The sequence below is a fragment of the Deltaproteobacteria bacterium genome, assembly GCA_016210045.1.
Classification (GTDB): domain Bacteria; phylum UBA10199; class UBA10199.
This window is the reverse complement of record JACQUX010000038.1, coordinates 149,980-171,239: the sequence shown is the minus strand read 5'-3', so window position 1 is coordinate 171,239 and position 21,260 is coordinate 149,980. Positions and strand designations below refer to the sequence as shown.

The 21,260-nt window shown below is 61.6% G+C and carries 18 protein-coding genes and 1 pseudogene; 12 read left to right on the top strand and 7 right to left on the bottom strand.

Annotated elements, in window-relative coordinates; translation table 11 throughout:
* Positions 1-166 precede the first annotated feature (166 nt).
* The 6 genes from HY696_11290 to priA all read left to right on the top strand — a co-directional run bounded on the left by HY696_11290 (position 167) and on the right by priA (position 8,469).
* Positions 167-1,639: a hypothetical protein gene (locus tag HY696_11290; protein ID MBI4238979.1), complete on the top strand. Its 1,473-nt coding sequence runs from the start codon at positions 167-169 to the stop codon at positions 1,637-1,639.
* Between the two features lie 16 nt (positions 1,640-1,655).
* Positions 1,656-3,395 (top strand): hypothetical protein, encoded by a 1,740-nt coding sequence (locus HY696_11285; GenBank protein MBI4238978.1) that lies wholly within the window; start codon positions 1,656-1,658, stop codon positions 3,393-3,395.
* Between the two features lie 204 nt (positions 3,396-3,599).
* Positions 3,600-4,100, top strand: coding sequence for an acyl-CoA thioesterase (locus tag HY696_11280; GenBank protein ID MBI4238977.1), 501 nt, complete (start codon positions 3,600-3,602; stop codon positions 4,098-4,100).
* Positions 4,097-5,434, top strand: a complete 1,338-nt coding sequence (locus tag HY696_11275; protein MBI4238976.1) for a M20/M25/M40 family metallo-hydrolase — start codon at positions 4,097-4,099, stop codon at positions 5,432-5,434. The genes HY696_11280 and HY696_11275 overlap by 4 nt, the downstream gene beginning before the upstream one ends.
* Positions 5,431-6,258: a methyltransferase domain-containing protein gene (locus HY696_11270; protein ID MBI4238975.1), complete on the top strand. Its 828-nt coding sequence runs from the start codon at positions 5,431-5,433 to the stop codon at positions 6,256-6,258. Before HY696_11275 ends, HY696_11270 begins: the two co-directional genes overlap by 4 nt.
* Positions 6,259-6,408: 150 nt before the next feature.
* Complete coding sequence (gene priA / locus HY696_11265; protein MBI4238974.1) at positions 6,409-8,469, top strand: primosomal protein N'; 2,061 nt, start codon at positions 6,409-6,411, stop codon at positions 8,467-8,469.
* A gap of 27 nt (positions 8,470-8,496) precedes the next feature.
* On the opposite strand, the gene HY696_11260 is transcribed toward priA, so the two are convergent.
* Positions 8,497-10,695 (bottom strand): HEAT repeat domain-containing protein, encoded by a 2,199-nt coding sequence (locus HY696_11260; protein ID MBI4238973.1) that lies wholly within the window; start codon positions 10,693-10,695, stop codon positions 8,497-8,499.
* Positions 10,696-10,753: 58 nt separating this feature from the next.
* Here HY696_11260 and HY696_11255 point away from each other — a divergent pair, with 58 nt between their 5' ends.
* From HY696_11255 to HY696_11230, 6 genes and pseudogenes are all read left to right on the top strand, one after another.
* Positions 10,754-11,911 (top strand): acyl-CoA dehydrogenase family protein, encoded by a 1,158-nt coding sequence (locus HY696_11255; GenBank protein ID MBI4238972.1) that lies wholly within the window; start codon positions 10,754-10,756, stop codon positions 11,909-11,911.
* A gap of 101 nt (positions 11,912-12,012) precedes the next feature.
* Positions 12,013-13,092, top strand: coding sequence for a hypothetical protein (locus tag HY696_11250; protein ID MBI4238971.1), 1,080 nt, complete (start codon positions 12,013-12,015; stop codon positions 13,090-13,092).
* A gap of 130 nt (positions 13,093-13,222) precedes the next feature.
* Positions 13,223-14,038, top strand: a pseudogene (locus HY696_11245) (thrombospondin type 3 repeat-containing protein).
* 123 nt (positions 14,039-14,161) lie between these two features.
* Entirely contained in the window at positions 14,162-15,451 is a 1,290-nt protein-coding gene (locus HY696_11240; GenBank protein ID MBI4238970.1) for a hypothetical protein, read from the top strand.
* Between the two features lie 95 nt (positions 15,452-15,546).
* On the top strand, positions 15,547-16,434 hold the full coding sequence (locus tag HY696_11235) for a thrombospondin type 3 repeat-containing protein (GenBank protein MBI4238969.1): 888 nt from the start codon (positions 15,547-15,549) through the stop codon (positions 16,432-16,434).
* A 148-nt stretch (positions 16,435-16,582) separates the two neighbouring features.
* Positions 16,583-16,954, top strand: a complete 372-nt coding sequence (locus HY696_11230) for a hypothetical protein (GenBank protein ID MBI4238968.1) — start codon at positions 16,583-16,585, stop codon at positions 16,952-16,954.
* Positions 16,955-16,968: 14 nt separating this feature from the next.
* Here HY696_11230 and HY696_11225 read toward each other — a convergent pair whose 3' ends face one another.
* The 6 genes from HY696_11225 to HY696_11200 all read right to left on the bottom strand — a co-directional run bounded on the left by HY696_11225 (position 16,969) and on the right by HY696_11200 (position 21,229).
* Complete coding sequence (locus HY696_11225; protein MBI4238967.1) at positions 16,969-17,382, bottom strand: type II toxin-antitoxin system VapC family toxin; 414 nt, start codon at positions 17,380-17,382, stop codon at positions 16,969-16,971.
* Positions 17,379-17,612, bottom strand: coding sequence for an AbrB/MazE/SpoVT family DNA-binding domain-containing protein (locus tag HY696_11220; protein ID MBI4238966.1), 234 nt, complete (start codon positions 17,610-17,612; stop codon positions 17,379-17,381). Before HY696_11220 ends, HY696_11225 begins: the two co-directional genes overlap by 4 nt.
* Positions 17,613-17,664: 52 nt before the next feature.
* A complete protein-coding gene (locus HY696_11215; GenBank protein ID MBI4238965.1) occupies positions 17,665-18,048 on the bottom strand; it encodes a response regulator in 384 nt (127 codons plus the stop codon).
* Positions 18,049-18,129: 81 nt separating this feature from the next.
* Positions 18,130-18,570 carry a hypothetical protein gene (locus tag HY696_11210; protein MBI4238964.1) on the bottom strand — a complete coding sequence of 147 codons (441 nt, stop codon included), beginning with the start codon at positions 18,568-18,570 and terminating at the stop codon, positions 18,130-18,132.
* A complete protein-coding gene (locus HY696_11205; GenBank protein ID MBI4238963.1) occupies positions 18,567-19,844 on the bottom strand; it encodes an AAA family ATPase in 1,278 nt (425 codons plus the stop codon). Before HY696_11205 ends, HY696_11210 begins: the two co-directional genes overlap by 4 nt.
* Positions 19,845-19,903: 59 nt before the next feature.
* Positions 19,904-21,229, bottom strand: a complete 1,326-nt coding sequence (locus HY696_11200; GenBank protein MBI4238962.1) for an adenosylhomocysteinase — start codon at positions 21,227-21,229, stop codon at positions 19,904-19,906.
* Positions 21,230-21,260 lie beyond the last annotated feature (31 nt).

Below are 21,260 nucleotides of genomic sequence, written 5' to 3'. Positions count from 1 at the left end.
CCCATCAGCGCGCCCGTGGCGCTAGCCCTGCGGGTCGATTGCGGAGTATTCAAGCCAGGCATGAGTTCCCTAATGACTCCCGGAAACGGCCAGGCATTTTCTTAGCAACTCTTTTTTCGTGACGCCGATATACAGCGAACAGTACGGAACCCATGCGGAGGCACTTATGGTTGGAATTGGACTCGGGACAGCGTTGGCGCAACTGGTGACGGGATATGAAGTGGAAGGAACGACGGCAAATGCGGCGACGGCCGCGGCGCCGACACCGTGCATCCGTGCTGCAGTACATCCCATTTGGGATATGACCGGCAGTGGCGAGGCGGTCGACGCGTTCACCTCCATCTCACGCAGCGCCAGCGCGATATTTTGCTCGCCCGAGGCCGTCGCGATCCTCAAACGCTTCGATCGTGTGTCGCCGTTCAGCATGCTCAGTGAAGACGACTTCCTGCTTCCCACGCCGTCCGAGACACCGCAACGATTCGATCGCGCCCATCTGCGCGGACTGATCGGCTACGCGGCTGTACCGCTCACTGGCGGACCCATCACAATCGGGCAACAGCGCGCGGTCACCGAGTTGCTCGATTGGTCTCTGGAGGTCGCACGGGTCAGCGAGTATGCAAGAAAGTGGGTCCTCAACAGCGTTCCGGGCGACGGCGATGCAGACGTCCTGCAAGTCGACCAAGCCACATTCGATCATTCGGTGCGCAGCGGGATCGATCCGCGCGGTTATTATCCCGCGAGCCATCCGTACGCGCAGGCCCCGGCCATCACGAAAGACTATTTGGCCGATCTCTCCGCGCGCGGGCTGTCCATTTATGTGCGCTTAGGCGGATTGCGCGATCCGGGCGATTTGGTGTTGGGCCAGGGGTGCGACGAGATCAAACAAATGACGTACTTCGCGCTCGGTGTACCGGAGGCCCTACGGCCGCTGGCCGCTGCGGCTGCGACCCAGTGGACTGAGACGGCAGAGATCCTCGCGTCTGTCGAGACCATTGAATGCCGCACACAGCAGAGCGATGGCGACTGGGCGGCGTGCGAGGGTGAAGGCACGATCGACGTCGAATTCAACGACGCCGCGTGGCTGTTTGGCATCTATCCCGACACGGAAGTCAGCTTCGACGTCGGGAGTTGCAACAAGGGCTACGGCGGCTGTTTCACCGAACGCGCGGTGCTGCGCACGGCGGACGGCGGCACGATTTCGTTTGCCGCACTCGCCGCGTTGGAGGCTGCGGGACAGCCACTGCCGGCCGTAGCGGGATTCGATCCGGACACGCGCGCCGTCGTGTATCAGACGCCGCGCCAACTGATGCAGCACGGCGTCGTTCCGTCCGATCTGCTCTCGCTCGCCGTGACCGACGCGAACGGCGCACTCGGCACGCTCGAGACGACGTCGATCCATCGATTGCGCGTACAACGCCACGGCACGGAACGCTGGATCCACGCGGGCGCATTGCAGGAAGGCGATACGCTCATCAATCCGGACGGATCGGCCTATGCGCTGTCGATGGCGGGCTCGATGAGCATGGAAGGGACGTTCGCACTCTTCAATCTCGGCTTCGGGACTGGAGCGATCCATAACTATTTGGTGTCATCCGACGGCGGGCAACATTGGTTCGTGGCCCATAACATGAAATTGTAATGATCGAGGAGTCACTATGCAGCGTGTGCAACTGAGGCGTCGGACGACCACAGCGATTTCACATCCCACGGGCGAGGCAATAGCGCTGGCGCAACGCCGCACGCTTGGAGCGCGAGTCAAAGAGGGATTGGAACGGGCCACATTCGGCATGGCCGCATTGCCGATGGGACCGCTCGGCGTCTTCTCGACGAAGCTCGGGGAAGGAGGCAACGGAGAACCGACCGACGTCGTGGCCACAACCGCGACGGTCGGAGGCATTACACTGGCGGTGCTCAGTCTCGGAGCTTCGTTGGGCGCACTCAAGGCGGTCCAACTCTATCGCCGCTTGGTCTGGATGCCGCGCGAGACCTTCGCGGCACTCCCCGGATGGCAGCAAGCCATCGCACGACGTCTCTCGCCGGGACAGTATGCCACGGCGGCTGAGGTTCCGGCCGTGGTCGCCGAACATTATCGGGCAAGGCATCGCGGCAGCGCGGTGAATGCCACGCTCGCCAACGCACAGCGTCTGGCGGATCGCTTGGAGAACGCCGGCTTGCCACTAAGCGACGCAGATACCGACGCGGTTCGCAGCGCCATGTGGTTCGTGCAGGATGATAAAAAATCCAAAGGACCGGCAGTGATCGACGTGATGGAGCTCGGCGCCCGGCTGGCGGTTTTGTTGGAGGAACCAACGTCCGCAGTGAAATTCCTTGGCGACGCTTTTGTCGCGGCAACATGTTACGCACACGGCGCGGCCAATGAAAAAAGGCCGCAGGAGATTGCGCTCCACTTCTTTGCACGCGGCCTGCAAGGCCTGGAGCGGCTTGACCAGTTGGGTGACGCGGCATCGACGGACCCGGACGTGGACGTCGCAATCTTGGGAAGGCTCCGCGAGGCCTACCAAATTATTGCAGGAAAACTGCGATTCTTGACGCCCGAGGCGCAGCGCGTGCTCGAGGCGGATCGCGAATCGTATCTCGCCGCGGTACAAGCGGCCTTGGCGCGCGTGAAGGCGCTGTGCAATGCACGACTGGAGCACGTCATCGCCCACGTCAAGACCAGCGCTGATGCCGCGAGCTGCGTGCGACTCAACATAGATGCGCCGTATCTCGAAACACCACTCCCGGCATGGTTGCGCTACGCTGAGCTCGGCAATGCGGATGTAACCTTTTACGCCCGTGGAGGGGCCAGCAGCGGCGTATATTTGCTACACTTGGGCGAAGAGCAGGCCCGCGACACCGCACAATTGGAAATCCTTCGCGCACAACGCACTCTCGTATTGGACCGCCAAGCGGCACTCGCCGCACTGAACACAATGGGTGAAACAGAGAGAGCCGCGTTTCTTCGCCTCGTTGGCCTCTTCGTCGCTCGGGATCCCGATACACTCGTGCTCGCCGTTGCCGAACAGCGCGCGGCCATCGAGGAAGAGATCGCCGAGATCGAGACACGCCCCGACCGCTTGTCCGCATTTTTCGACGCCGTCGTCGTGCCGTTGCTGACCGCGCAGCGCGAGTTGGCCGCAACACAGCCGACGGCCTTCGCCAACGCACAGCAGATGTTGTTGGGACTCAGCAGCATCGCTGTCCTCCGCACACCGTGGCACGCGGAAGGGCGCTATCGCGCGGCGTTGGTCGCGCTGGAATCAGAAAATCCGACATTAGTGGGCGCCGCGCTCCGCGACTACGACAGCATCGCCGCAGCCGCTGCGGCGGCCAAGGCAGCAGCTGAGGCCGAGGCCCCGACAGAGCCGGCCCCAGCCCAAGAACCCGCTGCGTAGCGGCACTGAAATCAGATTCGTGCTCCATTTTTTTCGTGTCATGTCCCGCGCATATTTGTCATTCTGAGTGCGGCGCAGAATCCCACAAAACCCACTGGATCCTTCGCCTTTCGGCTCAGGATGACGTCTCTTATCTATACGTGCCCTGTCCCGGGGGATTCGCCTTGCAGTCCGGAGACGAGTTGCATAAGGAGCGAGCACGCTATGAAAACAAGCCGCTTAGCGAAGTTGGAAGGAATCCCCGTTCGGGCCACGCGAAATACGATGATGAAAGTCATGCAGCCGCCGCAAGCGAACATTTACGGATACGTGCACGGCGGCGAGATCATGAAGTTGGTCGACGAAGCCGCGTTCGTCTCGGCAATGCGACTGGCGCGCTGCAACGTCGTCACCGCCGGCGTGGATCAACAAAATTTTCTGCATCCGGTGCGGATCGGCGACGTATTGATCCTCAAATCGCAAGTCAATTATGTCGGTACGACCTCGATGGAAGTCGGCGTGTTAGTCGAGGCGGAAGACTTGAAGGCCGGTCGCGTCCATAAGGTCGGGAGTGCGTATTTCACCATGGTCGCGCTGGATGACTTAGGCCGGCCCGCCGCGGTGCCGCGCTTGATCGTCGAGGCAACGGAAGATAAAGCGCGCTACCGTCGAGCCGAGGCACGGCGCCAAGCGCGGCTCGACTTCATCAAGAAACATCGTTCATGAACATCGCGTGGGACTCAGTCTCTGCCGAGGCGACCGGCTATTTGCAACAGCTGCTCCGGATCGACACTACGAATCCGCCGGGGAATGAGCTCGCGGCGGCCCGCTGGCTGGCCGCAATATTGGCCCGCGAGGGATTCTCGCCGCAGCTCATCGAGCCCGCACCCGGTCGTGCCAACGTGGTCTGCCGCTACACGACCGGCGGCACGGACGGCCCGCTGCTGCTCTCTTCGCACGTCGATGTCGTCCCCGCCGAGGCAGCGCATTGGACCCATCCGCCGTTCGACGGCGTGCTCGCGGACGGATATATTTGGGGCCGCGGCGCGCTCGACATGAAGTCGATGACGATTTACCAACTGATGACGCTGCTGCTGCTGAAGCGCCACGGACTCCGCGTGCGACGCGACGTGATTCTCGCCGCGACGGCCGACGAAGAAGTGGGCTGTCAGTACGGCAGCGCGTATTTAGTAGAACACCACGCCGATCTGATCCGTGCCGCGTATGCGTTGAATGAAGTCGGCGGGATGACGCTCCATATCGGCGCGCAACGCCTGTATCCGATCGAAGTGGCACAAAAAGGGATCGTCTGGGTGAACGTGCGCGCGCGCGGAACGCCAGGCCATGGATCGAAACCGCATGCCGATATGGCTGTGGCCCGTCTCGGACAGGCGCTGCACCGCTTAACGACGCGGCGTTTACCACTCCATCGCACCGCTGCCGCACTCGACTTTGTGCAGGCCATCGCGGCGGCGTCACCGGTACCGCAACGTTGGTGGCTGCGCGGCATCACGCTTCGCGGCGTCGGCGACTATTGCGCACGCGCATTGCCGCTGAACCAACAAACCGCGTTTCTACTCGCCACGCTCCACAACACCGCATGCCCGACCAGTCTGCGGGCCGGCAGCGGCGATTCCGTCAATGTGATCCCGTCGGAGGCGGAGTTGAGTGTCGACGGTCGGATCCTCCCGGGACAGACACAGGCCGATTTCTTGGCGGAGCTCCAAATGCTGCTCGGTCCCGGTTACGAGTACGAAGTCATTCGCTATCGCGCGCCGTTGGAGCAACCGCGCGACACGCCGCTCTTTGCGACCATTGCCCGCGTCGTCGCGGCGGCCGATCCGGGCGCGCGGGCCGTGCCGTTCATGATCACCGGATTCGACGATGCGCATTTCTATCAGCGGCTCGGCATCGTGACCTACGGCTTCCAGCCGCTGCGCTGTCCGCGCGGTTTTGACGTCGTTGCGCTGGCACACGCCCACGACGAACGGATCCCGCTCGACGGCTTTCACTGGGGCGTGCGGACGCTTTATGATGTGGTGAAGGAATTTGTGACGTGAAAAGAGTATTGCAGCATCGGCATCAAATCCTGCTCGATGATACCGTCCGAATGCAAGCCTATACGCGCGCGATCCGCGCGATCGTGCGGCCCGGCGATATCGTGGCCGATCTCGGCACCGGGACTGGCGCGCTCGCATTTCTGGCGCTCGACGCAGGCGCGGCGCATGTGCATGCGGTCGAAGTCGAGCCGCACACATTAGCGCTCGCACGGCACGAGGCCGCTGCGCGCGGCGTCGCGGATCGGATCACGTTTTACGCCGGCCTCGCGCAAGCCGTCCGGCCAAAGAAACTCGTCGACGCCATTATGACCGAGACGCTCGGCTCGCTCGGATTCGATGAAAACATCCTCCCGCTACTCTGCACGGCTCGGCGCGTCTGGCTGAAGCCCGGCGGACGCATCATTCCGCACGGCTGCGCGCTCACGATCGCGCCGACCGAGTTTGTCTCGTGGCGTCGCTCGTGGCAGCTCCGGGACGAAGCCATTCCCGCTGCGCAGCTCATCGCAAATCCACAAACCAGCCCCGTGTGTGCATTTCGCACCGCCCGTGCGACCGCATGGCAGTTCAGTCCGACGTTTCGCATCACGCGCAACGCCACGTTAACCGGCTTCGCCGGTTGGTTCACACTCCATCTCACGCCGACGATCCGCTTTGCGACCGGTCCTCACGACCCGCCGACGCACTGGCGCCAGGCCTTTTTGCCGCTGCGTCGCCCGCTGACCGTGACCGCCGGCCAACGGCTCAAATGTTGGCTCCGGATCGCGCCCGACGCGTCACTCGTAAATAGTATTGTGGAGTACGACTTCGAGAGAGTAGGGCCATGAGCGATACCCGCGGCAAGTCACGGGTCGCCACCCCCCTCTCCCGTTGGGGAGAGGGCTGGGTGAGGGGGAGACCACCAGGCGATTTTCTGGTTCATTCCTCCCCCTCACCCTAACCCTCTCCCCAACGGGAGAGGAAGAAATTCAACACCGATGCCTCGCTACGCTGACATTGCCGTTCCGGTGGTCGTGCATACCGCGTTTACTTACGAACTGCCGGAGGCCTGTGCCGCGCAATGCCGACCGGGATGTCGCGTCGTGGTCCCGTTTCGCCGCAAACAGGTCGTCGGCATTATCCTACAGACCGAGACCACGCCGCCGCCGACCGCGCGCTGTAAGCCAATCGCGGCGCTGTGCGATCCGGAGCCGGTCCTGAATGCGCAGCTCCTCGAACTCGTGCAATGGATCAGCCGCTACTACGCCGCGCCGATCGGAGAAGTCTGTCGCGCCGCGCTCCCAACCGCGTTGTTTCGCGCGGGAAAACCATTGGGACGACCGCGCCGCGCCGCCCATTTACATCAAGAACATACACTCAGCGACGCTGCCGCGATCACCTTGAATGCAGCGCAGCACATGGCCGCCGACGCAATCGCCGCCACGATCCGCGACCACGCATTCCGTGCGTTTCTGCTGCACGGCATCACCGGCAGCGGCAAAACCGAAGTCTATTTAGCCGCCGTGGAACGTTGTCTGGCGGCGCATCGCCAAGCGATTGTGCTGTTGCCGGAGATCGGACTCACGCCGCAGCTGTTGGCCCATCTCAGCGCCCGCTTCGGTGACGCGATCGCGCTGTATCACAGCGACTTGACCGAAGCCGAACGGCTGCATCAATGGCAACGGATGGCCCGCGGCGAAGCGCGCGTCTGTTGCGGAACCCGCTCCGCCGTCTTCGCCCCGTTCGATCGACTCGGCTGCATCATCGTCGATGAAGAACACGACGCCTCGTACAAACAGGAAGACGATCCGCGCTATCACGCGCGCGACGTGGCGGTGCGCCGCGCGCAGGCCGCACAAGCCGCCGTCGTGCTCGGGTCGGCGACGCCGTCGTTGGAGAGCTTCCACAACGTGGGCCTCGCGAAATATACGCTGTTACCACTCACGGAGCGACCAACCGGCCAACCGCTCCCGACCGTTTCCGTGATCGACTTGCGCGAACACGCCGCGGGCACGCCGGACGCGGCCCTGCTTTCGGCGCCGTTGCGCGTGGCGATGCACGACACGCTCGCGCGCGGCGAACAAGTGCTGTTGTTTTTGAACCGTCGCGGCTTCGCAACGATGTCGCTGTGTCGCGACTGCGGCCACATTTTTCGCTGTCCGAACTGCGCGATCAGCTTGACACTCCATCACAGCAAAGCGCAACTCCGCTGCCACTACTGCGAATTCACGATCAATGTGCCGCGCAGTTGCCCCGCCTGCGGATCCGCGCAACTCAAAGCGGTCGGCAGCGGCACAGAACGGATCGAACAACTGCTGCAGACGCAGTTCCCCACGGCGCGGATCGCGCGGATGGATCGCGACACCAGCACGTCGCGCCACCGCCGCCACGGGACGCTGCGTGCGATGCACAGCGGCACCGTGGACATCTTGATCGGCACCCAAATGATCACAAAGGGCCACGACTTCCCTCGCGTCACTTTGGTCGGCGTGATTTTGGCCGATCTCTCGCTCTATCTGCCGGATTTCCGCGCTGCGGAGCGGACGTTTCAACTGCTCACCCAAGTCGCCGGACGCGCCGGACGCGCGGACCGTCCCGGACAAGTGATCATCCAGACGTACACCCCGGAACATTACAGTTTGCTCTGCGCCCGCGGCCACGATTACGCCGCGTTCGTCAGCGAAGAGACAAAACTCCGCGCGGACTTGAACTATCCGCCGTTCGGCCGCTTGCTGAACATCCGCCTCAGCGGCAATCACGAAGCGCAAGTGCATGCCTATGCAGAACAATTGGCGAACGCGCTCCACCGATTCGGCGGAACAGAATCACCAGCCACCAGCCACCAGTCATCAGTCACTAGCCACCCCTTCTCCCTCCTCGGCCCCGCCCCATCGCCGCGCGAAAAAATCGCCGGCAAATATCGCTGGCAGATCCTGCTGAAACTCCCCGACACCCGCGCCGCCGCCGGACTCACCCAACTGATCCGTCGCCACAGCGAGCAAGAAGGCACCACCGGCGTCCACGTCGCGATCGACGTCGATCCGGTGCATTTGCTGTAAAAGCGTGACTGGGGGCTGGGACCCCGTTCACCACGGGGCATACGTGAAGAGCGTGGCGCGGCTGCCGAGCTGTTCTTGTTCGGCGGAGAAATCGAGACCGGTGGCTTCAAGGCGGGTAAAGACGACGGCGCGTGGCGTAGTCGGCAATTGGTCGATCGCCTCGAACACGCGCCAACGGCTGACGGCCGGAAACTGCCCCATGCGTTTCGCGGTATCGATCGCGAACGTCTCGTCGGCATCGAGCATCAGTTCGACTAACACCGGCGTGCACTGATGGACTTGCAGCTTCGCGAGTGCAATGGCCACATGTTGCCGCGTATGGCGATCGGGCGTCGCGAGTTGGCGGAGCAGATCGGGGATATACGCCCGGCAGCGCAACGCGCCGATCACATGCAGCGCAGTGCGGTGCTCGAGCGCCTGCGGCGACGTATAGAGCTGCGCCAATGCTTGCAACACCAATGGCCGCACCGATCGTGGCCGAAAACGAAACGGGTACAACGCAATAATAGCGCTGCCGCGCACTCGATGGTGCGGATGGGTCAAGAACGGTTGCAACAAACGGATGGTCGCGCGATCACGCAACAGGCCCAACGCCTCCAACGTATTGGCCTGCACACGCGGATCGGAATCGTCCAAGGCCTGCAACAAGAACGGCGTCATTGCGCGGCCGAGCAGACGCGTGAGCAACATCACGGCGTTCATCCGCACTTGCAGCGAGACGTTGTTGCCCGATTTCATCAATCGAAAAATCGCCAAAATACTTTCGTAATTGCGGTAGTCGCCCAACGCTTCCACGACGGCGTTTTGGAGCGCTTCATTGCGGACGTCGAAGAGTTGCACGACTTCCTGAAAGGCCTCGCCGCTGCGCATTTGGCCTAAGCTCAACACGATGGTGCGTTGTAAATGGAGTTGCGTCGTGGCACGCAATAAGCGGAGCAGCGGCCGCGTCGCCGCCACTTTATTCGGCTCGCCCAGCGCCTGAATCGCATTCAGCACCAGCTCCTGATCCGGCGATCGCAGACAACGCACTAAATGGCGCAGATAGATGCGATGAAACAAAATCGGGAATCCGAGGAAGGCCAGCGACACAGCAAAGAGAAGCCCACTCAGCCGTTCCGGCACAATCACAGCCGTGCCGACGGTCGCTAGGAAAAACAATCCGACAACTCCAACGGAACGCCCCACCCCTTCCGTGCCCATTTTCACTCGGCCGCGTTGGGAGCGCGGCACAATGTTCAGCAGCGGTTGCACGAGCGCCGAGCCGGCGAAATCGACGAAGAAAAAAACCGTCGCCTCCGCGACGGCGACGCCGAACAGCGACGGCTGCGCCACTAACAGTCCGCAGGCGCCGACCGCCAACAACGGAATCATCAGCAGCGCGCGGTCAATCCCGAATCGCGTCGCAATGCGTTTGGCCAAGCCAAGTTGGTAGATGAGCACGACGAGACTGGCCACGCAGGTGACTTTCCCAAAAAACGCCGTGAGCTGATCGGGGTCGGGGAGCGCGGCGGACGCGACAACGTTGTACACATAATCGACGCCATGACAGAGAAAGGCATAGATCATCCAGAAAAGCAGCATCAACAGCGACAACGACCACGTTCCCACAAGCGGCGTCGTCGCGGACGCTTGATGGACACGTCCATACAGCACCGGCCGCAGACGTAGACACCACAACAGTCCGGGCGAAAGGCCTAAAATTCCTGCCCACAGGAGCAGGAAGTCGGCCGCAGGAAGGGTTCCGGCGACGAACGAGGTGATCAGTCCTCCGACCATCATCCCGCCGATACTGGCGGCGATGACGTAGGGATAGACGCGCTTCGCTTCATAACTGGAAAAGTGATCGCTCGCGAGGACCCAAAACTGGAGCGACAACAGGATGTAGTAGCCGTAAAAAAACGCGCGGATCAGCGCATACCACCAAAACTCGACCTGCGGCTGACGGACCGCCCACCACGCGACCAAGACGGACGCCGCGGCCAACCAGTGCGACCCGAGAAAGAGGCGACGGCGCGGATAACGGTCAGCAATCCAGGCGAAGAGGCCGGAAAACCCCAGCACCGCGAGCGCGCTCCAGAGATAGGCCGCAAACAGCGCATCGGTGCCGACGTGCGTAATGAGCAGCGCATTCGTCGGGAACAGACCGAAGACGAATCCAACATTCGCCGCAAAGGCCAGCGCCGCAAAGGTGACGACGTTCCAGATCGTGGCACGTGGAAACCGCACGGCGGCGCTCTACCATAAACTGCTTGTATCTGACATCAACTTCGCTACAAGGCGGCGCATGGACTTCACACTCACGGCGGAACAACAGGCACTCCGCACCATGGTTCGCGACTTCGCGGAGGGCGAACTCGCTCCCGCAGCGGAGCGCTTGGAACGCGACGAACAATTCTCGATCGAGCTGACACAAAAAATGGGCGAACTCGGCTTCATGGGCGTGATGGCCCCGCCGGAATTCGGCGGTCTCGGACTCGACACGTTGTCGTACGCGATCATCGTGGAAGAATTGGCGCGCGTGCATGCGTCACACGCGGCCACGGTCGCGGCCCACAACACGCTCGGCGTCGGACCGATCGCAAACTTCGGCAACAAAACGCAGCAACAGACCTACCTCCCCGACTTGTGCGCCGGCCGCACACTGTGGGGCTTCGGCCTCACCGAACCGGACGCCGGATCCGATGCCGGCAACTCGCGCACCACCGGGGAACTGCAAGACGGCCACTGGACCATTAACGGCGCGAAAATTTTCATCACCAACGCCGGCACGCCGATCACGGCCGGGAGCACGGTCCAATGTATCACCGGCAGCGACGCCAACGGCCGCAAGGAAATCAGTTGCATCCTGGTGCCGCAAAGCACGCCCGGATTCACGACCAAAACGATGCATCACAAACTGCTGTGGCGCGCCTCCAACACGGCGGAACTCTATTTCGACAACGTCCGCGTCCCGGAAGCCAACTTGCTCGGCAAACGCGGCGACGGCTTCAAACAGATGCTCAAGACCCTCGACGGCGGACGACTCGGGATTGCCGCGATGGGGCTCGGCGGCGCCCAAGGCGCGTTCGAAGCCGGATTGCAATATGCGAAAACCCGGCGTGCGTTCAGCCAAACGATCGCCAGCTTCCAGGCCAACGCGTTCAAACTCGCCGATAGCGCGATGCAGATCGAGGCCGCGCGGTCGCTGTTGTATCGCGCGTGTTGGCTGAAGGACTCCGGCCAAGCGTTCGGCCAGGAAGCCGCAATGGCGAAACTGTTCTGCTCTCAAGTGATGAAGTTCGTCGTCGACCAAGCGGTCCAACTCCACGGCGGCTACGGCTGCATGGAAGAATATCCGGTCGCCCGCTTCTATCGCGACGCGAAACTCCTCGAGATCGGCGAAGGCACCAACGAGGTCCAGCGGCTCGTCATCGCCCGCGGCCTGGGGTGTTTTGAATCGTAATGCGTCCGCCGTGTCGCGAATCGCCGCCCGGAACACCCGCCAATCCGCAACTATCACGCCCGTCCCGCCGATAATCATTCTGAGGCAAAGGGAGACCAGGAATGGGCAAGGTACCGGCATGCCACAACAAGGTCACGGTCACTGACGACAATCGCAACGGGGTCGTCGAGCGGGGAGAATTACGGTGTGACTCGGATAAGACGCGGCCGCTCCGCGAACTGCCCGAACGATACGGCGTGACCGCGGATCAGTTCATCGGGAAGTCGGTCGCGGAAGTCACGCGGTATCTGGAGGCAGCGACGGCGCTCTACCGGCCGCGCAGCCCCCAGCCTCTGGGACCATGGCGGATGGCCGACTACGCCGATCGCCTCATGCAGGGAGAGATGGCGCAGCAAGACCTGCGCGCCGCAGCACACTCGCTCGGGTTGGAGACGGCTGCCGAGGCCACGATCGCGCGCGTACGACCGCTCTTCTCCTTGCTCTTCCAACGCGCTAGCGAAATGTGCGAGCGGGTCCCATGCGATTCCCACTCTGCGCCCGATACGAACACCCTCTATGGACTCGGCATTGCGGCCGGCCTCCCTCCGGAGGAGATTATGGCCCAGATCTCCACGGTTGGCCGACCCTTTTATCGCCGCGAGCTCCAGACACAGGCCAAGCACGCGGAGCAGGAGGCACGACGCGGAAAAATCCACGCCACGACACACCACTTGCAACGGTACCGCCAGGCCTGCGACCGCGCCGGCATATCGCCCGATACGGAATTGATCAACCAACTCACTGCGCTGGCAACGGAGGCCGATCGCGTCCTCCACGATCCCTCCCAACGCAGGGCCTATCTGACCGACATCTACCACCAGGTCCGGCGCATCAACGGCGACGCCGCGCACTACACGCTCCGCGTGCGATTTGACGTCGGACTGGAACCGGACTGGAAGTCTCGATATATCGTCGAGGTCCACGAACGAGGCCTCGGCAGCCGCGAGGTCTTACGCTTTGCAACGATTCCGACAGTTCGCGTCATCGAAGAGATCGTCGGAATCGAGGGTCGTCCGTTTTCGATCCCCTTACGGCCTATAGAGCCCGACTGGTTTCTGGATGATTTGCTCGAGCCTTCTATCCGCCTCGAATTGGTTCGGCTCGTGCGAAGCGTGGAGATCGAGGGCGTCACTTACGAATAGTCCGCATATCAACCACCCGGGGTGCGCGGTCCGCAGAATCGGCGGAACGTGCGACTCCGATCCCCACGCGCCGTGGGATGGCGCGCCAAACCTGGCGAAAGAACCAGACAATTTAGTCGCATAACATGGCATGGCCATTGCTCTTCTCTGGACCGTACAAGGGAGGACGGCTATGCGCACCTATCTACGGTTAATTTCCACGGCGATTGCCTGCTGCACGCTGCTGCTGCTCGGGAGCGGCGCGACGGAGGCGAAGCCGAATACCGCAAAGGCCAGTTATGGCGGCAGCGGCTACTACTACTATGCAGCCGGCGACTGCAGCGACTATACAACGTTCGGCGTCCTCTACCATTTCACGAACTCCAGCGGCGTCGATGCGTATCCACTGCTCGTCTTCCTGCAAGATAAGGACGGGACCTATCTTCCCAACAAGGTCGGGATCAGCAAGGTGGGCGCGTTGGAGTGCCAAGAGCTCGGTAGTAGCGGAGCCGACAACCCACTTCCGAAGGCGTTCTCGGGCTGTCCGTTAGAACAGTCGCAGCTTCCCAATGGAGCAAATGCCACGCTCGAGATCTTGGTCACGCCGGTCGTGAACGGAAAACCGCTTACGTGTTCACTCGGCTTATCACTGCCGCTGAGTAAAGTAGTCGCCATCACTCCGCAGGGACTCGTCAGCGGATGCGACAGTCAACCGGGGGACTTCAATCCCGGCTGCGTCATCGCGGCCGTATTCGCGAAGATTGCCGAAGACGTGGCCGTTTCGGTCGATGGCGACGAGTTGCCGATCACGCAGGACCCGTGCCCCTACAGCAGCGGCACCACGTGCGACGCGGACGATCTCGACAGCGACGGCGTGCAAGACGACGACGACAATTGCCAATTCGCCGGCAACGCCGATCAGGCCGACAGTGACTTGGATGGGATCGGCGACGTCTGCGAAGACGATCACGCGACCGGCAGCTCCAGCAGTAGTTCGTCCGGCGGCGGCAGTAGTAGCAGTAGCTCTTCCGGCGGCAGCAGCAGCGGCGGCTCGACGACCTGCAAGGCCGACCAGATCGCGATCCCGGCGATGAGCTTGTGCTGCGATAATGTCGACACGGACAAAGACAATATCCTCGATTGTATCGACGAATGCCCGCAGCAAAACGATCCGAGCAATCAGTGCAAGACGACCACGAACCTCGCGACGATCGCCAAGCCCAAAGGCAATCCCGTCACCGACGGTGGCGGCGGATGCAGTCTGCACGCCACGACCCCTGCCGCTGCGCCGGGCATGTTCCCACTGCTGGCGATCCTGATTATTGCGCTCGCACTGGGCCTCGATCGCGTGGTGCGAAAGGATCGACGAACCGGGGCCTCCGTCAGCTTGCTGCTCCTCTGCATTGCCGGCGGCATCAGCCTCGTTCCCTCGCGCGCGTTTGCGAAGACCAGTTATAACACCATCAACGGCTCCTGCGACGAGAGCAGCACAGTCCTCGTCTATCCCTGCACGAACTCAGATTGCGGAACACTCGGGTTTTTCTGTCTGGTGGGTCAGTCCGAACCAAGTTCGTTGAGTTCCACACAGGTGAACTTCTCCACATTAGACATCGTACGCGATGCAGACCAACTCTATTGCTGGGGTTTCTGGGGCAAAGATATAGATACTCACGAGACACTCCTCAGTACGCTGGCTACCGTTTCGGTCACTGTGAAGCGGCCAAGCTGCACGGAGACCGTGAAGGTCCCATTAAAAAACGGACGTCCGATCATCGATTACTATTCGCTGAGCGATACCGAAATCTGCTGGAATGGCATGCCCGCATCCGATGATCCGTTCGGTGTTTGTCCCTGCCCTCCAGGAACGGTCTTGTCGGAAGATCCAACGCAGTTCTGTGTCGCGGAACCAACACCGGATGAGGATGAGGACAACACCGAGGCTTCCGATCTGGACGACGACGGCGTCGCCGACACGGACGACAATTGCCCGGCCACGCCGAATCCGGATCAACTCGATGCCGACGGCGACGGCTGGGGCGCGGCCTGCGTGCCGGAGAGTAAAGCTGGCACGGGATCGAGCAGCAGCAGTTCCTCCAGCTCCGGCGGCGGTTCGGCCGCTGACGATCCATGCGCCACGAATCCCGACGCCGAAGGATGTCTACGCACTGCGCCACGATGCACGGTCAATGAAGTCCTTTTTGCGGGCACGGCCTGCTGCGATCCAAAAACCGAGATTTTCGATGCGCGGAGTTTGAGCTGTAAATCGAAAACGGCTGCGGGCGAAAATACGAGTTTGCCGAACAAGGACAAATCGACCGCGGACGCAGACACCAACGCCGGCGGCGGTTGTAGCCTCGTTGTGGGCAACGGACGTCCGTAACCCACACCTCGGGAACGCCGAAATCACGCGACGCAACCTTTTCCCAATTCTGCCGATACTATCAGTGAGGGGTCGGTCCACGGGATGGTCGGTCTATGCGCCACACAATGATAGCAGTCGGTTTGGGAGCCATCGTCGCCCTCGGCACCCTCGTCCCCAATCGCGCGTTTGCCCCCAATCGGCGGCCGTTTGAGCATATGGGCGAAGGATGCGAAAATTACACGCTTCCTGAGAGTGTACAACTCGTGGCCACGGGCACGGCTTCGTGTGACGGCATTACGAAGATCGACCTTTGTATCGAGGGGGCCACGGCTGCGGCCCGACTGTACGGCAACACCGCCATGATGACGGCCGAGATCAGCAGCAACACCGACTCCGTCTGCTACGCAATGGCGCCACTCGACGGTCCGCTGGACGAGCAAGACACGCTCGCGTTCGCATTGAAACTGGAAGGGTCCGAATGCTTCGGTAAGGCGGAAGTCGACTTGAGCCAGGCCGTCATTGAGCCTGCAACCGGGTGTCCAAGCGGCACGAGCTCCAGCGGCAGTAGCGGCGGCGGCACCACATCGAACGCGGATCTCGACGCCGACGGGATCGCGAACGCGGCGGACAACTGTCCCGATGCCTTCAATCCGAGCCAATTGGACCGCGACGGAGACCGAATCGGCGATGCGTGCGATTTCCAATCGGGGGCGAGCTGCGCCAATGTCGCGCTGCTCGATTCCTCCTGTTGTGATCCGGCGACTGAAGAGTACGACGTGTCGCAGCACACGTGCCGCGCGAAGGGGCTCCAACCGAGCGTCGGCGCGGCACCGCTCACGCCAACCATGATTCAATCTCCGGCCGCAAAGGTGATCGGTGGGGAAGGTTGTTCGTTAGTCGTCGGCGGGCAGCGGGCATGGCGCTTGTCGGAGTTGACGATCGTCGGCCTGCTGCTGTCAGTGGTATGGGTATGGACTCGGATGCGCCGCTCACTGCGGTAACAAATGCCGCGTTGCCGCCCCACTCCGGGACAAAATTTCCCGGCGGCAGGCAACGCTCTCCATGCACCAAAAGTTCATCTCCGCAACATCACTCGGGATTATCCAGTCGCATAATATGGCATGCCCCTTGCTCTCTGGAGAGGTTGTCATGAGCCGCAAACTGTTTAAATACGCGCTTCTGCTGGCATCTGGTCTCGGCCTGTTGTTCAGTGATCTTCCCGAACCCACAATTCCGGCATCTCCGACGACGTTCTCCCCATCGGCGGCGCCATGGCCCACGCTCGCCCGCCGCGCTCGCCCGCCGCTCCCTCGCCCTTCCGCGCCATTGGCCGGCCGCACGGCCTACGCCGGCACGCGCCTCAGTAGCAGTCGCAGCGCGCTGTTTAATCCGCGCACCGCCCAACGCGCCACCAATCATCGGCTAATCTATGGCCTCCTCTTCGGCCTCATCCTTGGCTGGACCTGGCGCACCTATCGCCTCGTCGGCCGAGGTGAAATCCCGGAATCGGTCGTGGAGTAACAGACCCGACCCGCTCACGCCGGCATTGGCTGCAACAGCGCGAGCTTCGTGAAATATCGTCGACAGAAGCCGCGGTCGCGGGTACAGAGCCGATCGGCTTGCTCCAACGCATGGGCGGCAATCAGAAAATCCGGAATCATTCGTTCGCGCCGGCCCCCGGTGCGCCGGTACTTCTGCCACACGCGACCGGCCAGCAGTGCCGCCTCTTGGGACATGGAGTCGAATTGCAGATCGAGCGCTGCAGCGGCCTGGAGCAAAGCATCGTCCGAGGGGAAACGAGGCCGTAATTCCGCCCAGACCACTTCACAGGCAATCAAGACGCCGTCGCGGCTGCACTGTTCTAGAGCCCGAAGCGAAGCCTCGCCAAATGTCGGATCGGCGGCAAAGATATCCAGCAGGACCGACGAGTCCACAGCGGTGCGAATCATTTTACCGATCCCCGGATCGTGCGGAGATACGCATCGGTGGCCACGCCGTCGCGTACCACCCCGTAGGCCCGGCGCAGCACGGACTTGGCGCGTTCTTCTTTTTGCACCAGGACGCCTTGTCGCGAGGCTGCGAAACGCACGCGCATACCAGGACGGAGCCCAAACCGATCGCGCAGCCGTTTCGGCACCGTAATTTGACCTCGACTGGTGATCACAGAGTCATTTTTCATATTTGATTATCTTATTTCGTATTCGGATGCTGTCAATGGGGTCCTTGAAGGGCTAACTCATCGTGACGGAGGAACTATCGACGGCTTCTTCGATGTAGCCGAGTAAATCTTGCAGCGCGAAAGGCTTGGTCAGATAGATGTAGGCGCCGCCTTCGTAGCCTTGGTCGCGCGCCTTGGCTTCGTTCAGTGCGGAGATGATCACGATCGGGATGCGGACCGTGTCGCGGTGGCCTTTCAGGCGTTTGATAATTTCGCTGCCGCGTCCGGCGGGGATCAGAAAGTCGAGCAAGATGATGTCGGGCGATTGGCGATGCACTTCTTCCATCACGCGCACGCCTTCGTTGACTACGCGCACGGTGTGGCCCGCACTGAGGAGATATCGCATTAAGAGGTCGGCGAATTCCTTGTTGTCTTCCGCGATGAGTATGTTTGCCATAATCCCCAGGGTGAATTGTACGATGGTGAGCGTTTTTCGCAACGGGTGAATGCCGACCCATTGCACGATTTTCAACAGCTGCTACCAACAACGGAGCAGCACCGTGCCGTGGAAGATCAGTAAGCCCGCATAATAGAGCGTCAGCACCATCAGGCCTAAGCCTCCGTAACGCCACCGATGGTGCGCCAATAAAAGTCCGGCGCCGAGCAATGTGACGATCGTCTTGATGCCCCACGCGACGACGTTGCCGCTCCGCTCCAACAACCAGTGCATGATGACGTTGCCTTCCGTGGCACAGCCCAGTCCGAGTTCATATTCGGTAATGGCCAGATCGGCCAGGCCCAATGCCACCACGAGGAGCGCGAAGCAGCTCCACAACGGGCGTGGGCGGTCCACGTAACACGGGTCTTCCGATTCGCGCCTTGGCGCACGGCGCCGGCCCCAGAGGAAATAGCGATTCAACAACGGCGTCCGACGCTGCCGACGGTCAGAGGATGCGCGGCGATCCGAGGGGGGATTCATTGGAGTGTGGGGGTGTCAGCAGGCGTGGCTGGCAACTCGTGACCGGTGACTGGTGGCTGGTGACTGGTGGCTGGGGTTGCCACGCCACTCGCGACCACATCTGGGCCTGTGACGCCACCCTCAGCCGCACAGCGGCGTTGAGGGGGAGGCTCCAGTGGCTTTGCCACTGGAGGGGGCGACGTGAGCCCCTGTAACGTCACAATGTCCGCCACTGCGCCGTCGGCGGTGGTGCGCAACACCAACGCCGCCGTTTCGTTCGCTACGGCCGACGGCTTCGCGCTGCGCAACGCGGGAAAGCCTTGCAATCGCGCGGCGTGGCGTACGAGTTGCCGCGCGGTGTGGAGCGTGACACCACTGGCGTGGGCCAATTTCTTCGGGTCGGCGTGGCGCAATGCTTCGAGCGTCACGAAGCCGGACTCACGCAACCGATCGAGCGTTTCCCGTGCCTCGCCATACATTTGGCCGAGCAACACGACCTCTTCACTGCATCCGGCTTGCTGTTCCGGCCGCACGGCAATCCGTTGCAAGAATTCCTCGGTGAGGTCGCAGTAATCGCGACAGCCGCGCGAGCTGGGGGCGTAGTTGGTGACCGGTGTGCCGTGGCTGGCGGCTTCGCGCAGATGGATCGATTGACGGATGACCGTTTCGAGCAATGCGCCGCGGAAAAAACGGCGCAGTTCTTCCAAGATGTCGCGCGCAAGCGACGTGCGGCGATCGAACAGCGTGGCGACGGCCAGGTGCCGCGGCCGCGTGCCATAGGTCTGATGCAGTTCATCGAGGATGTCGAGCGCGCGACCGACGCCGTTCATCGCGTAAAAACTGGTTTCGACCGGCAACAGCACCGAGTCGCTCGCCATGAACGCGTTGCAGGTCAGGATGCCGAGCGCCGGAGGGCAATCGATAACGACGAAGTCGTATTTCGGCACTTGTTGGATCAGTTCGCGGAGCCGGAACAACCGATTCTCCCGCCGCATCAAGTTCTCTTCATGTTGGATGGAAAGCGGCGCGGAGGGAATGAGCGCCAAACCTTTGCCGACTGGCGTGGCGATCTCGGCCAACCACGCGCGTTCGCTGACCGGTTGTCCCATCGCCCAAAAGATCGATTGTTCTTCGCGACTGATTTCAATGCCGAACGAGAGCGAGGCGTGCGATTGCGGGTCGAGGTCGATCAGCAGCACTTGATACTGCATCTCCGCGAGACACGCGGCCAAATTCACGGCCGTCGTGGTTTTCCCCGATCCGCCCTTATGGTTTGCAATCGCAACTGTGTGCATGATTCCCCCTTGCGCTATCGTGGGGAAATTATTTAGCGAGCACACCGTCACGCGTCAACTTAATAGCGATAATAATCCGGCTTGAACGGGCCGGCGGTCGGAATGCCGAGATAGTCGGCCTGTTGCGCGGTGAGGGTCGTGAGTTGCACGCCGAGTTTTTTCAGATGCAGCCGCGCGACTTTTTCGTCGAGGTGTTTCGGCAATGTGTAGACCTTGTTTTCGTAGGTGCCGTGATTGGTAAACAGCTCGATCTGCGCCATCACTTGATTGGTGAATGAGTTGGACATGACAAAACTCGGATGGCCGGTGGCGCAGCCGAGATTGACCAATCGCCCTTCCGCCAAGATGGTGAGCCGCTTGCCGCTCGGCCAAATGACTTGATCGACTTGCGGTTTGACCGCTTCGCGTTTCAGCTGCGGATCGTTGAAAACCGACGCGATCTGGATCTCGGAATCGAAGTGACCGATGTTGCAGAGAATCGCTTGGTCTTTCATTTGATCCATATGTTCGCGACGGATGACGTCGCAGCAGCCGGTGGCAGTGATGAAGATGTCGCCGAGCGCAGCTGCGGCGTCCATCGTGACGACTTGGTATCCTTCCATCGCCGCTTGCAACGCACAGATCGGATCGATTTCGGTGACCAACACGCGCGCACCTTGGCCGCGCAACGACTGGCAACAGCCCTTGCCAACGTCGCCGTAGCCGCAGACCACGGCGATTTTTCCGGCGATCATCACATCGGTAGCACGCTTGATCCCGTCGAGCAGCGATTCGCGGCAGCCATATAAGTTATCGAACTTCGACTTGGTGACGGAATCGTTGACGTTGAACGCGGGACATTTGAGCGTTCCTTTTTGCATCATTTGATAGAGGCGATGCACGCCGGTGGTCGTCTCTTCCGAGATGCCGTAGATCCCGGCGAGCAATTCGGGTTGTTTCTCGTGGAGCAGCAGCGTCATGTCGCCGCCGTCGTCGAGGACCATGTTCGGCCCTTGGCCGTCCGGCCAGCGCGTGCACTGTTCGGCACACCACCAATATTCCTCTTCCGTCTCGCCCTTCCAGGCAAAAACCGGGATCCCGGCGGCGGCGATCGCGGCCGCGGCGTGATCTTGAGTGGAGAAAATGTTGCACGAGCTCCAGCGGACTTGGGCGCCGAGCTTGATCAGGGTTTCAATCAGGACGGCGGTTTGGATCGTCATATGCAGACTGCCGGCGATTCGCGCCCCTTTCAGCGGCTGCGTGCGACCATATTCCTCGCGCAGCGCCATTAGGCCCGGCATTTCGGTCTCGGCGATGACGATTTCTCTCCGTCCCCACTCGGCCAACGTGATGTCTTTCACCTTATAATCAGGCTGCACGGACTTGATCGCGGCGGCGGTGGCCATGGCATTCTCCTTTGGTGGCAACGGTTTCATG

Coding starts and splice junctions, on each gene's coding strand:
- HY696_11290 (MBI4238979.1), top strand. CDS start 167: ATGGTTGGAATTGGACTCGGGACAGCGTTGGCGCAACTGGTGACGGGA.
- HY696_11285 (MBI4238978.1), top strand. CDS start 1,656: ATGCAGCGTGTGCAACTGAGGCGTCGGACGACCACAGCGATTTCACAT.
- HY696_11280 (MBI4238977.1), top strand. CDS start 3,600: ATGAAAACAAGCCGCTTAGCGAAGTTGGAAGGAATCCCCGTTCGGGCC.
- HY696_11275 (MBI4238976.1), top strand. CDS start 4,097: ATGAACATCGCGTGGGACTCAGTCTCTGCCGAGGCGACCGGCTATTTG.
- priA (MBI4238974.1), top strand. CDS start 6,409: ATGCCTCGCTACGCTGACATTGCCGTTCCGGTGGTCGTGCATACCGCG.
- HY696_11255 (MBI4238972.1), top strand. CDS start 10,754: ATGGACTTCACACTCACGGCGGAACAACAGGCACTCCGCACCATGGTT.
- HY696_11250 (MBI4238971.1), top strand. CDS start 12,013: ATGGGCAAGGTACCGGCATGCCACAACAAGGTCACGGTCACTGACGAC.
- HY696_11240 (MBI4238970.1), top strand. CDS start 14,162: ATGAGCTTGTGCTGCGATAATGTCGACACGGACAAAGACAATATCCTC.
- HY696_11235 (MBI4238969.1), top strand. CDS start 15,547: ATGCGCCACACAATGATAGCAGTCGGTTTGGGAGCCATCGTCGCCCTC.
- HY696_11230 (MBI4238968.1), top strand. CDS start 16,583: ATGAGCCGCAAACTGTTTAAATACGCGCTTCTGCTGGCATCTGGTCTC.
- HY696_11225 (MBI4238967.1), bottom strand. CDS start 17,382: ATGATTCGCACCGCTGTGGACTCGTCGGTCCTGCTGGATATCTTTGCC.
- HY696_11220 (MBI4238966.1), bottom strand. CDS start 17,612: ATGAAAAATGACTCTGTGATCACCAGTCGAGGTCAAATTACGGTGCCG.
- HY696_11215 (MBI4238965.1), bottom strand. CDS start 18,048: ATGGCAAACATACTCATCGCGGAAGACAACAAGGAATTCGCCGACCTC.
- HY696_11210 (MBI4238964.1), bottom strand. CDS start 18,570: ATGAATCCCCCCTCGGATCGCCGCGCATCCTCTGACCGTCGGCAGCGT.
- HY696_11205 (MBI4238963.1), bottom strand. CDS start 19,844: ATGCACACAGTTGCGATTGCAAACCATAAGGGCGGATCGGGGAAAACC.
- HY696_11200 (MBI4238962.1), bottom strand. CDS start 21,229: ATGGCCACCGCCGCCGCGATCAAGTCCGTGCAGCCTGATTATAAGGTG.